The sequence below is a fragment of the Pedobacter sp. AC379 genome (assembly GCF_979258145.1).
Genome location: NZ_OZ409839.1, coordinates 4,503,171 through 4,518,843 on the forward strand (window position 1 = coordinate 4,503,171; position 15,673 = coordinate 4,518,843).

A 15,673-nucleotide genomic window follows, 5' to 3' on the forward strand; every position below is an offset into this window, starting at 1 on the left:
TCAACTTTAACCTACGAACCAACAAAAATTTTTAACCAAATCAATTTCTTGCCTTATGAGAAACCAAAATCCAGCTTCGATGGATGATCAAAATCCATTACAAAACCTTGATCAGTGGGAAGAGGATATTTTGATCCGTTACCCCGACCCTAAAAACATCAATGCAGAAAAAAAAGAAGAACAGTTTAGAAACTACGAAGAAACTGAAAAGGATAGTGTAAAAGAATTTTACAGACTTAACCATACTTACCAAACCTACGATTTTGTAAAACAGAAAAAAGCAGATTATTTAAAGTTCGACAAACAGGAAATGCCAATCTGGAGTGCTTTTGATTTTCTGAATAAACTGGTAGATGATTCTGACCCCGATACAGATCTTGATCAGATGCAGCATTTATTACAAACATCAGAAGCCATTAGAAATGATGGACACCCCGATTGGATGGTACTTGTGGGCTTAATTCACGATATGGGTAAAGTACTTTGTTTATTTGGAGAACCGCAATGGGCAGTTGTGGGCGATACCTTCCCGGTGGGTTGTGCCTATTCGGATAAAATTGTTTACCCGGAGTTTTTTAGCCAGAACCCTGATATTAACAACGAAACTTATCAAACCAAATTAGGCGTATACACGCAAAATTGTGGTTTGGATAATGTAGACATGTCGTGGGGCCACGATGAATACGTATACCACATGATGAAACCTTACCTGCCTGAGCCAGGATTATACATGCTCCGTTACCATTCCTTTTATTCGCAACACAGGGAAAACGCATACAACCACCTGATGAGCGAGAAAGACCATGAAATGTTTAAATGGGTTAACCTTTTTAACCCTTACGATCTGTACTCTAAAAACCCGAACCAAAAAAGCTGGGCCGAACTGGAGCCTTACTATAAAGCACTTGTAGCTAAATACCTACCCGCTACAATTAAATTTTAACATTCTATCTCAAAAACAATATATAACCAAATTAAAACCATTTATGAACTTAAATTTACTAAAATCATGAGATTTAAATGTACAAGCTTAAAGTATGGCAGCATCTTTTTGCTGTTTTTACTCATCAGCCAGGCGTTCAATGCGGCCTATGCCCAGAACGAACGAAAAATTACCGGAAATTTATTGGATACCAGAAACCTGCCTGTAATAGGGGCCTCTGTTTCGGTAAAGGGCACCAACAAAATTACAGCTACCGGAGATAACGGTGCTTTTAGCATTACAGCAAAAAACGGAGATAAACTGGTGTTTACCTTTATGGGTTACGAGGCTAAGGAAATTACCATAGGCGCAGCCGCTAACTATAAGGTAACCATAAGCGAAGCCAATACATCACTTACAGATGTGGTGGTGGTTGGATACGGTAAAGGCTCCCGCAAAGGACTTTCGAGTGCCATTACTTCAGTTAAGCCTGAAGATTTAAATAAAGGAGCCATAGCAGATGTTGGTCAGTTATTGCAGGGTAAAGTTCCGGGGCTGAATATTAGCTCCAGTGGCGATCCAAACAAGCCGGCGGCAGTTATTTTACGTGGTGCCTCTACTATTAACAGTCCGGGAGCACCTTTTTATGTAATTGATGGTGTACCTGGAGCAGATATTGCAGCAATTGCACCTGCAGATATTGCCACAATTGATGTATTAAAAGATGCCGCAGCAACAGCCATTTATGGTAACCGGGCAGCAAGTGGTGTAATTATAGTAACTACTAAACGTGGTAAATCGGGCATACCGCAGTTAAGTTACAGCGGTTATGTGGCTGCCGAAAAAGTAAGTAACCAGCTTGATTTAATGAATGCCGATCAGTTAAGGGCATTCCTTACTGCTAACAAAGTTGCTTTTTCGCCAAATGATGATAAAGGTGAAAATGTAGATTGGATGAAAGCCATTGAGCGCTCTACAGCATACTCACAAAACCATAACCTTTCATTTAGTGGTGGTACCGATCACAGCAACTACAGTGCAAGTTTAAACTACTTTAATAAAGAAGGTATTTTAAGCCAGAGCTCATTAAACCGCATCATTGGCCGGTTAAATATAGATCAGTACGCATTTAATGATAAAGTAAAATTTAGCTTAAACCTGTCAAATTCTACTAGCAAATCAATCAACGAGCCGCTACAGAATATTGTATTGTTACAAGCGGCTAAACGCTTGCCGGTTTCGCCTATTCTTAATGCAGACGGAAGTTATTTCGAAAACCTGAATAATACGGGATATTTTAATCCTTTAGCCATTGCCAACAATGCGCAAGACGAAACAAAGTACAACGTGTTAATCGGTGGTTTTAACACCGAAGTAAAACTCCCATTCGGTTTTACCTATAACCTAAATCTGTCTTACCAGAAAACTACTGCCGCACATGGCGAATTTTATGGCAGTTATTTCGGAAAATACCCAACATCGAACTTTTACAATAACCCCGATCCAGGTATCGGCATTGCACATACCTTAATTGGCAGTGTGTTCGGCACCAATGGTTCGGCTTTAAGAAGTAATTTTGAAAACACCAATAAAATATTGGAAACCTTTTTAACCTGGGATAAAAAACTGGGCGACCATACCTTAAATGCAGTATTGGGCTACAGTTATCAGGATAATATTGTAGGTGATGGTTTTCAAACCTCAAGTACAAACTTCCCTACAGATTTTGTTGGCTATCAAAACCTTACACTCGGCAATCCATATGCCATTCCATCTTACCGCATTAATTTAGGGAATGACCTTACTTACCAAAGAATTTTGTTGATCTCAGACTTCTTCAGGTTAAATTACAACTACAAGAGTAAATACTTTTTACAGGGTTCAATCAGACGTGACGGAAGCTCTGCATTTGGAAAAAATAACCAATGGGGTTATTTCCCATCTGTTGGTTTAGCCTGGAGGGTTATTGAAGAGGATTTTATGAAAGGACAATCATTTGTAAGTGATTTAAAAATCCGTGCCAGTTATGGTGTTACCGGAAACTCATCAGGTATTGGTGCTTATTATGGCCAGTTAATTTATGGCATTAGCGGTACGTACTATAATAACGGCGTTCAGGCCGCTGCATATGCGCCAATACAAGGTGCAAACCCTGATTTGAAATGGGAAAGAACATCAACCAAAAACCTTGGTGTTGATTTCGGAATCTTAAACAACAAAATTACCGGTAGTGTAGATGTATATGATAAAAATACCAATGGCATGCTCTTCAAATACAGTGTACCACAAGCACTTGTACCAGGCGGCCAGTTATTTGCAAATGGTGGCAGCATCAACAATAAAGGTATCGAAGTAAGTATTAATGTATCGCCAGTTGCTACCAAAAGTTTTTCATGGATAAGCAGCATCAACATGGCCTACAATAAAAACAAAATTACCAGTTTGCAAGGTCCAATCTCCAATGCAGATTCTGTGCGTTACTCAGATCCTGAAGGCCCTGGACAAACCAATGCTACTTTACAAATCCTGAAAGTTGGTTACCCGCTTGGCCAGTTTTTTACGCTAAAATATGCAGGTAAAGATGCGAGTGGCAACTCATTGTTTTACAAACGCGATGGCTCTACAACAACTACACCAAGCATTGGAACCGATTATTTTTACCAGGGCAATGCACAGCCAAAAATATTAATGGGCTGGAGCAATACCTTTAAGTACAAAGCATTTGAGCTGAACATCTTTTTAAGAGGAACATTTGGCAATAAGATATTTAACGCTACCAAAGCAGATTTATCTTACACAGCAGGCGCAGCAGTTAATAACATATTAAACAGTGCTGCTGATGATAAAGTATCAGATACAAGAAACTCATTCTACTCAGACCGTTATATAGAAAGTGGTTCTTACGTGCGTTTGGATAATGCAACCTTAGGCTACAATTTTAAAAACGCAATTAAGTATGTAAGTAATGTGAGGTTATATGTATCAACCAACAATTTATTTACCATTACTGGTTATAAAGGGATCGACCCTGAGATTAACCAGGGAGGTGCTGCCCCGGGTATAGATTACAATAACTTCTACCCTAAAACACGTACTTTTTTATTCGGTGTTAACGCATCATTTTAAACACAAAATTTAAAGACATGAAAAAGATATTATTTGGAATATTATTTGCACTAACCGGAGCATTAATATTTACCTCCTGTCAAAAAATAGAGGTACCAGTTACATCCGAGCTTACACCAGAAACTTATCCTCAAACAGCCGCACAGTTAACATCGGCATCCGGGGCGGTATACATCAATTTAAGAAGCGATTATGCCACAACCTACTTCTTTTTACAAAGTTCATCAACAGATGAATCGGTACTGCCAATTTTTGCTTCCGATTGGATTGATGGAAACAAATACCTTGAATTGCACCGCCACACCTGGACAAAAGATAACGCATGGGTTGCAGCAGGCTGGAGTTACCTCACCAATATTATAGGTACAGCCAATCAAACCATTTCCATTATCGGCCAATCTGCACCGGCAGGAGCAGCAAAAAACACCAACCTTGCAGAATTAAAAACCATGCGCGCCCTATCGTACTTTATGATGATGGATTTATATGGAAACGTTCCGTTAGATACCCTATATGGTGCAACAGCGTTAAAAACAAATGCTACACGCGTACAGGTTTTTAACTATGTAGAAAGCGAACTAAAAGCAGCTATCCCCTATTTAAAATCGACTACCGGCGTAGCAACCTATGGTTTACCTACCAAATACCTGGCCTATTCTATATTGGCGAAAATGTACTTAAATGCTGCCGTTTATACAGGTACAGCACGTTATGACGATTGTATAGCGGCCTGCGATCAGATGATCAGCTCAGGGTTATACAGCATAGAGCCCATGTCTAGCTATCTGCAAATGTTTTATCCAACCAATGGCCCATCACAAAAGGAATTCATTTTTGCAATCCCTTTTGATGCCTCAACCTCATCTGGCAATATGTTTATGGCCCGTTACGATTTAAACCGTAACCTTGGTATTCGTTATCAGTACTCTGGCTCTACACCCGGCACATTTACCAACCCGGTGATGAACCAAAGCAGTGGCGGTGGCTTATCAAACAATAAACCAAGCGGACCAAGAATGACCACTACTGAATTTTATGCAAATTTTACCGATGCAAATGATATCAGAAACAAACAATGGCTTACCGGCGCACAGTACTGGCCAGATGGAAGCCCGATATTGGTGAGCACCACTAATTTAGGCTATGATCAGTTTTATACCGGTGGCACTCCTGCAGGTACGTTAACTTATCAGTTAAACTTAAGTCCGTTAAGCAGTTCGCGTTTAGGTGCAAATGCATACGATTTAGGCAAAGATGAAATTGCCTGGAACACCGGCTACCGCAACATTAAATTTATAGCCGATTATACCAATCCAACAAATAGAAATCAAAATAACGACATGCCATTGTTCCGCTATTCAGATATCATTTTAATGAAAGCAGAAGCCATATTTAGAGGTGGTACGCCAACATTGGGTGCTACAGCATTAGGCCTGGTAAACAGTGTAAGAAGCAACCGCACAACTTCTGCAGCATTAGGTACCTTAACTTTGGATGCGCTTTACAATGAGCGTTCTAAAGAATTTGCCTGGGAATGCTGGCACCGTAATGATATGATCAGATTTGGAAAATTTGAGAACACTTACGGTTTATCTAAAACAAACACCGATACTTACCGCCGCATTTTCCCAATTCCAAGTACTGCAATAGCAACAAACAATACCCTGGTACAAAACCCTGGTTACAACTAATCTGCGGTGAGTGCAACAAAAATTTCTCTGGGGTAACAGCCAGAGAAATTTTTAATTTTTCATCTTTTCACCGATGATTTACCAAAACATTAAACCAATTTCCATGAGGAAACATTTACTTTTATTCATTCTCCTATTTAACTATTGCTTTTCACAAGCTCAGGTATTGCTAAAAACACCATCTGAAGCCACTCCCCCGACAAAAATATTAACCAAAGAAGCTTCATCGCTCAACTTTATTGCCATGGGCGATTGGGGCCGTAACGGTGCCGACCACCAGAAACAGGTAGCCCAGCAAATGGGAATAACCGCAGCCGATGTAAAAGCGCAGTTTATCATTTCTACCGGGGATAACTTTTATCCCAGCGGCGTAATCAGTGAGCACGACCCGCTTTTTAAATATTCATTTGAAGATATTTATACTGCATTTTCTTTGCAGTGGGATTGGTATCCGGTTTTGGGCAACCACGATTATAAATCCAACCCAGATGCACAGGTTGCCTATTCTAAAATCAGCAGAAGGTGGAAAATGCCTTCACGCTATTATGCAAAAAAATTTCCCATCAATGGCGATCCCAACAATCAGGTTCTCATTGCTTTTATTGATACCAACCCATTAATTCCCGAATTTTACAAAAACCCAGAGTATGGTCCCAATGTAAAAGGTCAGGATACCACCCAACAAAAGCGCTGGCTCGTTAAAACATTAAGTGATCCCGATCCAAGTATCAGATGGAAAATTGTTGTGGGCCATCATCCCATGTATACCGGGGGCAGCCGTACAGATGGATATGATACAAAAGCAATCCGCAGTTCACTTAAATCACTGTTCGATCGTTGTGGCGTAGATGTATACCTTACCGGGCACGAACACAGCTTGCAATACATTAAGCCCGCCGGAAAAACGCATCATTTTATTTCAGGAGCAGCTTCAGAAAAAACGCCTGTAAAACTCATTGATGATGCACAAATGGTAGCCTCTGTATATGGCTTTATGCTCTTTTCGGTAAGTAAAGATTTAATCAGGGTACAAACCATTAACGATGAAGGAGAAATCATCTACAATACGGTACTTAAAAAATAATTACTGTTTCCGTCCTTTATCAATGTTGAGGAAAGAAGTTAACATTGCCGATCATTAGATTTTAATAAATATTATGACCAATACCGAACCAGTACAACAAAATCTGCTTACGAAAAAGAAAAGGCTTCTTTCATTAGATGCTTTGCGCGGTTTTGACATGTTTTGGATCATCAGTGGAGAAGGCATTTTCCATGGATTGGCCAATGGTGTAATGGTCGATCACGCTTTAACCAGAAACCCCAGCAACTGGATAATCGCCACCAATAACAGCCTATCATTTTTTGAACGGATTTTGGTAGGCATCAGCAATCAGCTGCACCACACAGTTTGGAATGGTTTTACCTTTTATGATCTTATTTTTCCACTTTTCATCTTTATTTCAGGTGTATCTATGCCTTTTTCATATGAAAAGTATTTAAACTCCGGTAACGATAAAAAAACTGCTGCAAAAGGAATATATTATGCGCTGATTAAACGAACATTGATTTTAATCATACTTGGCATGGTAGTAAATGGTTTATTGCAGGGCCATGGATATACAAACACCCGTTTTGCCAGTGTACTTGCCCGAATCGCCTTATCTACATTTTTCGCCGCATTAATTTACCTCAACACTTCGCAAAAGAAACAGGTATTGTGGTTTGCCGGAATTTTAATCGGGTATTATATTTTAATGGTTACCATACCAGTACCTGGCTTTGGCAAAGGTATTTTAACGCCCGAAGGTAATCTGGCTGCTTATGTAGACCGTTTATGGTTACCAGGAAAACTTCACCGCGTGGTTTACGATCCCGAAGGCTTATTGAGCACCATTCCGGCCATTGCATCAGCATTACTGGGTGTATTTACAGGATCATTCTTAAACGCAAAAAACAACCACCTTTCAGCCATAAAAAAAACATTTTATCTGCTATTGGCAGGCTTAACACTTGTTCTGCTAGGCATCATGTGGCATACGGCTTTCCCTATCAATAAAAACATGTGGACCAGTTCTTTCGTGTTAGTGGCTGGCGGTTTAAGTATGATTTTATTTGCCCTATTTTACTTTATTATCGATGTTAAGGGCACTCAAAAATGGAGCATGCCATTTATTTGGATAGGTACAAATTCGATTTTAATTTACGTTTGTGCCCATGGCCTGTTCAATTTCGAATCTAGCTCACAGTTTATTTTTGGCGGGCTGATCACATACATTCCTTTGGCCTGGCAACAGGCGGGTTTATGGTTTGGCGTTCTCCTTATTCAACTGGCCCTATTAAAATTCCTTTATGATAGAAAATGGTTTTTAAAGGTTTAAGCAATGCAAGAAAAATCTGAGACTTAGCCGGGATAATGAAAGAGGATATATTTTACGCTAATCCTAACGCTGAATATCGAAACAAACAAAATAACCAGATGAAATTCAAAATATACCTTTTCGCATCACTTTTAACCTTATTATGTGTTAAAGCAGGTGCACAAGATTACCTTAAAGCCTCAAACGAACTCATTAAACGAGTTTTACCCAATAAATACCAGGCTTTTGAAACACAAAGTATAGCTGCGGAAAAAGGTTTGGATGTTTTTGAAATTGAAAGCAAAAAAAATACCATTATATTACGTGGAAGCAGTGGTGTGGCTATTGCTTCGGCATTTTACTACTATTTAACCGAATACGCCCATTGCCAGGTAACCTGGAACGGTACAAACCTGAATTTACCCCAAAATTTACCAGTTGTAAAAAACAAAATCAGAAAATCTACCCCGTACGAATACCGCTATTACCTTAATTATTGCACTTTTAATTATAGCATGAGCTGGTGGGACTGGCCCCGTTGGGAAAAAGAAATAGACTGGATGGCACTCCATGGCATTAATATGCCTTTAGCCATTACCGGAGAAGAGTATACCTGGTATTTGGTGTATAAAGAAATGGGCTTTTCTGATAACGACCTAAAGGATTTTTTTACAGGTCCGGCTTATTTTTCTTGGTTTTGGATGGGCAATATTGATGGTTGGGGCGGACCACTCCCCCTCACATGGATGAAAAGCCACTTCGAATTGCAAAAGAAAATTTTAGCCAGACAGCGTTCAATGGGCATGAAACCCGTACTACCGGCATTTACCGGACATGTACCGGCGGCATTTAAAAAGAAATTCCCCACTGCAAAACTAAAAACCACCAACTGGACAAATGGTTTCGCAGATACTTATATCCTCGATTCTGAAGATCCGATGTTTGCCGCAATCGGTAAAAGATTTCTTCAAAAACAAACGGCATTGCTCGGTACCGATCACCTTTACTCTGCCGATACCTTTAACGAAAACGAACCACCATCTGCTGAGCCCGACTTTTTAGGTAAGTTAAGCGCAAGAATATACGATGGCATGAGCCAGGCAGATCCAAAAGCAATTTGGGTAATGCAAGGCTGGTTATTTTACAGTGATCGAAAATTTTGGAAAGCACCTCAAACAGAAGCCCTCTTAAAAGCCGTACCCGATGATAAAATGATACTACTGGATTTAGCCACCGAAATTGAACCCGTTTGGAAACGAACTTCAGGTTTTTATGGTAAACCCTGGATTTGGAACATGTTGCACAATTTTGGCGGAAATACCAATCTCTTTGGCCGGATGGATGTAGTGGCAAATGCACCTGCCGAAGCTTTAAATGATCCACAAAGTGGTAAAATGAAAGGAATTGGCCTCACCATGGAAGGAATTGAACAAAACCCGGTTTTATATGAACTGATGATGGCCAATGTTTGGCAATCTAAACCGATAGATTTAAAAACATGGTTACCAAATTTTGTAGTAAACCGATATGGCAATAATAACATCAATGCACAAAAAGCCTGGCAGATATTAAGAAAAACAGTTTACAATGTACCGGCCGATAAATACATCAGAGATGGTGCAGAATCAATCATCCAGGCCCGCCCAACGCTTGATTCACTTACCCGTTGGGCAAAAACAACATTAAATTACAACGAACGCGACTTGCTGCCCGCCTGGGATGAGTTGATAAAAGCTGCTCCAGCCTGCCAAAATAGCGATGGATTTCAATACGATGTGGTGGATATAACCCGGCAAACTATGGCAAATTATGCCCTGCATTTACAACGCAATTTTGTAACGGCCTACCAAAAAAAGGATATGGCTGCTTTTAAAACAGAAAGTTTAAAATTTATACAACTGATTGATGATTTGGACAGGTTATTGGCTACCCGAAAAGATTTTTTGCTAGGCCCGTGGATAAATCAAGCCAGAGCCTGGGGAAACAACCCGGCAGAAAAAGCACTTTACGAAATGAATGCCAAAGATTTGATCACCTTATGGGGTGATGAGAAAAGTCCGTTAAATGAATATGCCTGCAGGCAATGGAGTGGTTTATTAAGTGATTTTTATAAACCCAGATGGGAACTTTTTTTCAAATATGCAACAACCGCAATTAACCAGCAAAACGCAATCGAAATTAAACAGTTTAATGAAGAAGTAAGCAACTGGGAATGGAAATGGGTAAACCAGAGAAAAGATTATTCAACAAAAACTGAAGGTAACCCGGTTACAATAGCCATTTTAATGCACAAAAAGTACCGTAGCCTGATGCAAAAAGCCTATCAATAAAAAATGAAGCAGAATTATAAAATCCTTCCCTGTTTATTTATTTTATCAGTGTTTTTTTCAAATGCAGAAGCACAAAACAAATCATTCAACATTGTTGATTTTGGTGCAAAAGCAGGTCTGCAATTCTCCAACAGCAAAGCCATTCAGCAAACCATAAATGTAGCTGCAAAGGCAGGAGGACGTGTATTTATCCCTTCAGGGCAGTTTGTTACCGGGCCAATTGAAATGAAATCGAACGTAACACTTTATCTTTCCGAAGGTGCAGAACTTTTAGGCAGTATCAACCGGTTAGATTATGGTAAAAACGATGCAAAGGCACTTATTTCGGCCAAAGCACAACACAATATTGCCATAACAGGCAAAGGAACGATTAATGGTCGTGGTGCCGAAGTAGTAAAAAACCTGTTATTGTGCCTGCACCAAGGCCTACTCGAGGATGAAACCTGGAGAATAAAGAGGCCATCAGAAAATAACCGCCCGAGGATGATCGCTTTTTCCAATTGTGAAGATATAACCGTAAAAAATGTAACTCTAAAAAACAGTGCGGGCTGGGTGCAGGATTTTGTAAACTGCAACCGCCTCAATATAGATCGTGTTACCGTAGAAAGTACCGATTATTGGAATAATGATGGTATTGATATTGTAAACAGCAAAAACGTAAACATCACCAATTGCAATATCGATGCGGCTGATGATGGCATTTGTTTAAAATCAGAAGGAAGCCCAGGTATTTGCGAAAATGTATCTGTATCAAATTGTACCATCCGCTCCAGTGCTAGTGGTTTTAAACTCGGAACAGGTTCCTATGGGGGCTTTAAAAATATCAAAGTAAGAAATATTACCGTTTACAATACCTACCGTTCGGCCATTGCGCTCGAAGCTGTTGATGGTGGTTTTATCGATAATGTAGATATTGAAGGCGTTACAGCAAAATACACCGGAAACGCTATTTTTATCCGTTTAGGCCACCGGAATAAAACCAGCCAGTACAGCAGCATTAAAAATGTCCGCATTGCGAAAGTAAAGGCAGATATTCCGGATGCTAAGCCTGATGCAGGTTACCCGCTTGAAGGGCCATTGCCTAAAGTACCGCCGCACAATTTGCTGCCCGCTTCCATTACAGGAATTCCAGGCCATCTGGTAGAAGATATAGTGCTCGAAGATATTGAAATTACTTTTGGCGGTGGTGCTTCCGAAAAAACAGCCAATATTCCTATTGATCAACTGGATAATGTAGTGGAAAATGAAGCTGGATACCCTGAATTTACCATGTTTGGTGAGTTGCCGGCCTGGGGTTTTTACATTCGCCACGCCAAAGGCATCTCCTTTAAAAACATTAAACTGAACTATAAAACAACAGATTTCAGACCAGCAGTAATTTTCGATGATGTTACCTCAATCAATCTTGATAATTTACAGGTTGAAAAAGGAGAAAACCGCTACCAGGTGATTCTGAAAAAAACGGAAAAGGTTTCCATAAAAAACATCAAATTACCCCTTAATGATAAAGAATCAGTAAAGGTGCTTCAATAACAAAAGTTTATATTCACATTTCCATATGTTGTTAACTGATATAAAATATAAAGCTCAAAAACATAAAAATAAAGTGAGAATTTTTGTGTGCTTAATGGTCTTTTTTACCACAGGGGCCATTAATACCATAAATGCGCAGCAAAAAAGCTTAATTCCTTATGTGCAGCCTTTTTCAGGTACATCGGCAAGTACTACGCTGGCCAGCCAGCATGTTGAAGATAAAACCGAACGCCTCGCCAATACCATTCCAGCTGTTGCGCCACCCTTTAGTATGACACAGTGGACGCCCCAAACCCAGCTCACCGAAAAAAAATGTCTTGCCCCCTATTACTACAACAACAAAAAATTTTACGGTTTCCGCGCAACCCATTGGATAAGTGGATCCTGCACTCAGGATTATGGAAGTTTTACCATTATGCCCATTTCTGGTCAACTTAAAACCAACGCTACACAATACGCCGAAGATTATGTTCATGAAAACGAAGTGGCTACCCCATCCTACTACAAACTGCAACTACCACGGCAACAATTGCTTACCGAACTTACAGCAAGCTTACGATGTGGAGTGATGCGTATTACGGCCTTAAAAACAGATAGCGTTTATATTTTAGTGAGTCCAAACAGCGATCAAAACAAGGGCTTTATCCAGGTTGATGCAAAAAAAGGTGAGATTTCGGGCTACAACCCTGTGCACCGCATTTACCAGGGATGGGGAGAACCGGCAGGTTTTAGTGGTTATTTTTTCATCCGCATAAAAAAAACATTTACATCCGCCGGGGTTTACGCTGAGGGTAATGTTTTTAACCAGCAAAACATCAGTAATAAAAAAGATATTGGAGCTTATGCAGGTTTTAAACTTCAAAAAGGCGAACAATTACTCATTTATTCAGGTACTTCGTTCACAAGCATCGCCGCAGCTAAAGCTAACCTGGAGCGCGAAATTAAAAATGAAAGTTTTGATGCTGTTTTGGCACAAACCAATCAGAGTTGGGAAAAATCCTTGTCACAGGTACGTATTTTTGACGACAATGAAAAAGGCAAAAAAATATTTTATACCGCGCTCTATCACGCCATGCAACACCCGCGTTTATACAATGATGTTAATGGAAAATATCCACAATTTGATGCAAAATACCAGAACAATTCCATTAAAGAAGGCAATTATTATGATGATTTTTCCATGTGGGACATCTACCGTGCGCAATTGCCGTTAATTGAGTTACTAAAACCAGATTTAGCAAATAGTTTAGTAAATTCCATGGTACTTAAAGGGCAACAAGGTGGTTGGATGCCTATATTTCCTTGCTGGAACAGCTATACCGCTGCAATGATTGGCGATCATGCCACTGCATTTATTGCTTCAGCATACAATAAGGGCATCCGCAATTATAATATTCAGGAAGCTTACCGCTTAATGAGGCAAAATGCTTTTAACATGCCCGATTCTGCTGATTATTTGAATGGAAAAGGCAGAAGAGGGATAAATAGCTATTTAAAATATGGTTATATCCCGATGGAAGATAGTATTCCGAATGCCTTTCATAAAAAAGAGCAAGTAAGCAGAACTTTGGAATATGCCTACGATGATTATGCATTATCGACTATTGCGAAAGATTTAGGCAAAAAAAGCGATTACCTCCAACTCGCAAAACGATCACTCAATTACCGGAATGTGTTTAATCAGAAGGTTGGAATGGTTAACGGACGATATGCTGATGGCAGGTGGTACGCGCCTTTCTATTCCGATCACCGCGAGCCTTATATTACAGAGGGAACACCAAGGCAATATACTTTTTATGTTCCGCATGATATGCCCGGCTTAATTAAATTAATGGGCGGGAGTAAAAAGCTGGAAAATGAACTCGATTCGCTCTTTGATAAAAAAGAATATTGGCATGGAAACGAGCCTGGCCACCAGATTCCTTTTTTATATAATTACACCTCTTCGCCATGGAAAACACAATTGCAGGTTTCGCGCATTTTAGCCGAAGAATATAGCGATGGTGCTGGCGGATTAAGCGGAAACGATGATGCGGGGCAGATGTCGGCCTGGTATGTGTTTGCAGCACTGGGATTTTACCCTGTTGATCCTGTTTCAGCAAATTACCAGTTAACCAGTCCTTTATTCAAAAATGCTGTAATATCATTCAATAATGGTAAAAAATTAACCATTCAGGCGTTAAAAAAGAGTGATAAGTCTATATATATATCAAAAATTGAAATAAACGGCAAAACTTTTGATAAAAATCAGGTTACTCATCAAATACTTACCAACGGAGGCAAAATGATTTTCTACCTTGAAGATCAGCCAGAAAAAAAATAATAGGTCTTCGACTACGCTACCATTGAAAGGCTTGATTAAAGCGGCCGTTATTGCGGGGCACTAAGCAATATTAAAGTGCTTCGCTGGCAGCTAAATTTTTAAGATTGTGGAGGCGAAATCTTTGGATAAAGGCTAAATACTTTATAGAACATAGCCAATGCTTTAAGATTCCCGCATGCGCGGGAATGACGACCGTGTTAAATACAATTACAAAAATTGCTTTGGTTCGCTCTCCCCAACCTCTTAATTAAGGAGTTATGTTGATAGCAAATCCAAAGATCTCTCCACTGCGGTCGAGATGACGACTTTAACGCATTCCCTGCATCATGCTATTTGCACCTCGCTATTTGAATTTTGCTATGTGCACCCCGCTATCCGGCCTAGGAAATGATGGAAGGAGAAAACGTTAAAGCTTTATCATTACCTTTCCTTCCATAGTTGCATTGAGGCAGCACACACTTTCCGCCCCCTTCGGCGGAACTTGTGCTGACCAAAAAGCTTTAACGAATTTATCCGACATCAGTTCCAAGCCTTTCAGTTATGCCTTATTGTTTGTTGTTTTTATAGGTAGTCATGCTTTCGCTGCGCTCAGGTTGGTACCTTTTTATCAAGAAAAAGGTAAAAGCCCTTCGGTGGCTGACCTGTACCGATTTCATATCGGTAACCGAGGCAAGCCCGAGCGGAGCGAAAAACACAGCGATCGCATTACGATTCCCGCATGCGCGGGAATGACGGCCGTGTTAGAAACATTACTAGAAAGATTGCTTCGGCTCGCTCTTTCCCAGCCTCGCAATGACGGATTTAACGCATTCCCTGCATCATGCTATTTGCACCTCGCTATTTGAATTTTGCTATGTGCACCCCGCTATCCGGCCTAGGAAATGATGGAAGGAGAAAACGTTAAAGCTTTATCATTACCTTTCCTTCCATAGTTGCATTGAGGCAGCACACACTTTCCGCCCCCTTCGGCGGAACTTGTGCTGACGACCAAAAAGCTTTAACGAATTTATCCGACATCAGTTCCAAGCCTTGGACTTTTGTTACTTTTGGGCCAAGCCAAAAGTAAAAGCCCTTCGGTGGCCAACCGAGGCAAGCCCCAGCGGAGCGAAAACATAACGATTCCCGCATGCGCGGGAATGACGACCGTGTTAGATACACTGCTAAAAAGATTGCTTCAAATTCAGCACAACAATCGCCTTAAACATCATCACAACAATCTCCTTAAACATACACCTAACAATCCTGAAACATAGCGAAGGCTTTCGCATTCCTGGGCTAAAAGCATATTTTAAAGATTTAAACAAAACTAACAGGTTTAAAACCAAACAATTTGCACACTTTTCTGTATAGCTTAAGATACTAAGCTTTTACCTATCGGTTTGGCATAA

The 15,673-nt window shown here is 40.1% G+C and carries 8 protein-coding genes; all 8 read left to right on the forward strand.

Going from position 1 to position 15,673, the window contains the following annotated elements:
- Positions 1–55 precede the first annotated feature (55 nt).
- The 8 genes from ACZZZW_RS19635 (at position 56) to ACZZZW_RS19670 (ending at position 14,285) form a co-directional block, all read left to right on the forward strand.
- On the forward strand, positions 56–943 hold the full coding sequence (locus tag ACZZZW_RS19635; protein ID WP_055905533.1) for an inositol oxygenase family protein: 888 nt from the start codon (positions 56–58) through the stop codon (positions 941–943).
- A gap of 66 nt (positions 944–1,009) precedes the next feature.
- On the forward strand, positions 1,010–4,048 hold the full coding sequence (locus ACZZZW_RS19640; protein WP_463496030.1) for a SusC/RagA family TonB-linked outer membrane protein: 3,039 nt from the start codon (positions 1,010–1,012) through the stop codon (positions 4,046–4,048).
- 17 nt (positions 4,049–4,065) lie between these two features.
- Entirely contained in the window at positions 4,066–5,739 is a 1,674-nt protein-coding gene (locus tag ACZZZW_RS19645; protein ID WP_055905535.1) for a RagB/SusD family nutrient uptake outer membrane protein, read from the forward strand.
- Between the two features lie 103 nt (positions 5,740–5,842).
- Positions 5,843–6,823 (forward strand): metallophosphoesterase, encoded by a 981-nt coding sequence (locus tag ACZZZW_RS19650; protein ID WP_463496033.1) that lies wholly within the window; start codon positions 5,843–5,845, stop codon positions 6,821–6,823.
- A gap of 73 nt (positions 6,824–6,896) precedes the next feature.
- On the forward strand, positions 6,897–8,120 hold the full coding sequence (locus tag ACZZZW_RS19655; protein WP_463496035.1) for an acyltransferase family protein: 1,224 nt from the start codon (positions 6,897–6,899) through the stop codon (positions 8,118–8,120).
- A gap of 98 nt (positions 8,121–8,218) precedes the next feature.
- Positions 8,219–10,429, forward strand: coding sequence for an alpha-N-acetylglucosaminidase (locus ACZZZW_RS19660; protein WP_463496037.1), 2,211 nt, complete (start codon positions 8,219–8,221; stop codon positions 10,427–10,429).
- Positions 10,430–10,432: 3 nt separating this feature from the next.
- Positions 10,433–11,962: a glycoside hydrolase family 28 protein gene (locus tag ACZZZW_RS19665; RefSeq protein WP_463496039.1), complete on the forward strand. Its 1,530-nt coding sequence runs from the start codon at positions 10,433–10,435 to the stop codon at positions 11,960–11,962.
- Between the two features lie 73 nt (positions 11,963–12,035).
- Positions 12,036–14,285 (forward strand): GH92 family glycosyl hydrolase, encoded by a 2,250-nt coding sequence (locus ACZZZW_RS19670; protein ID WP_463496041.1) that lies wholly within the window; start codon positions 12,036–12,038, stop codon positions 14,283–14,285.
- Positions 14,286–15,673 lie beyond the last annotated feature (1,388 nt).

Excerpts from the sequence above, each read along its gene's own strand:
- ACZZZW_RS19635 (WP_055905533.1), top strand. The coding sequence starts at position 56 with ATGAGAAACCAAAATCCAGCTTCGATGGATGATCAAAATCCATTACAA.
- ACZZZW_RS19640 (WP_463496030.1), top strand. The coding sequence starts at position 1,010 with ATGAGATTTAAATGTACAAGCTTAAAGTATGGCAGCATCTTTTTGCTG.
- ACZZZW_RS19645 (WP_055905535.1), top strand. The coding sequence starts at position 4,066 with ATGAAAAAGATATTATTTGGAATATTATTTGCACTAACCGGAGCATTA.
- ACZZZW_RS19650 (WP_463496033.1), top strand. The coding sequence starts at position 5,843 with ATGAGGAAACATTTACTTTTATTCATTCTCCTATTTAACTATTGCTTT.
- ACZZZW_RS19655 (WP_463496035.1), top strand. The coding sequence starts at position 6,897 with ATGACCAATACCGAACCAGTACAACAAAATCTGCTTACGAAAAAGAAA.
- ACZZZW_RS19660 (WP_463496037.1), top strand. The coding sequence starts at position 8,219 with ATGAAATTCAAAATATACCTTTTCGCATCACTTTTAACCTTATTATGT.
- ACZZZW_RS19665 (WP_463496039.1), top strand. The coding sequence starts at position 10,433 with ATGAAGCAGAATTATAAAATCCTTCCCTGTTTATTTATTTTATCAGTG.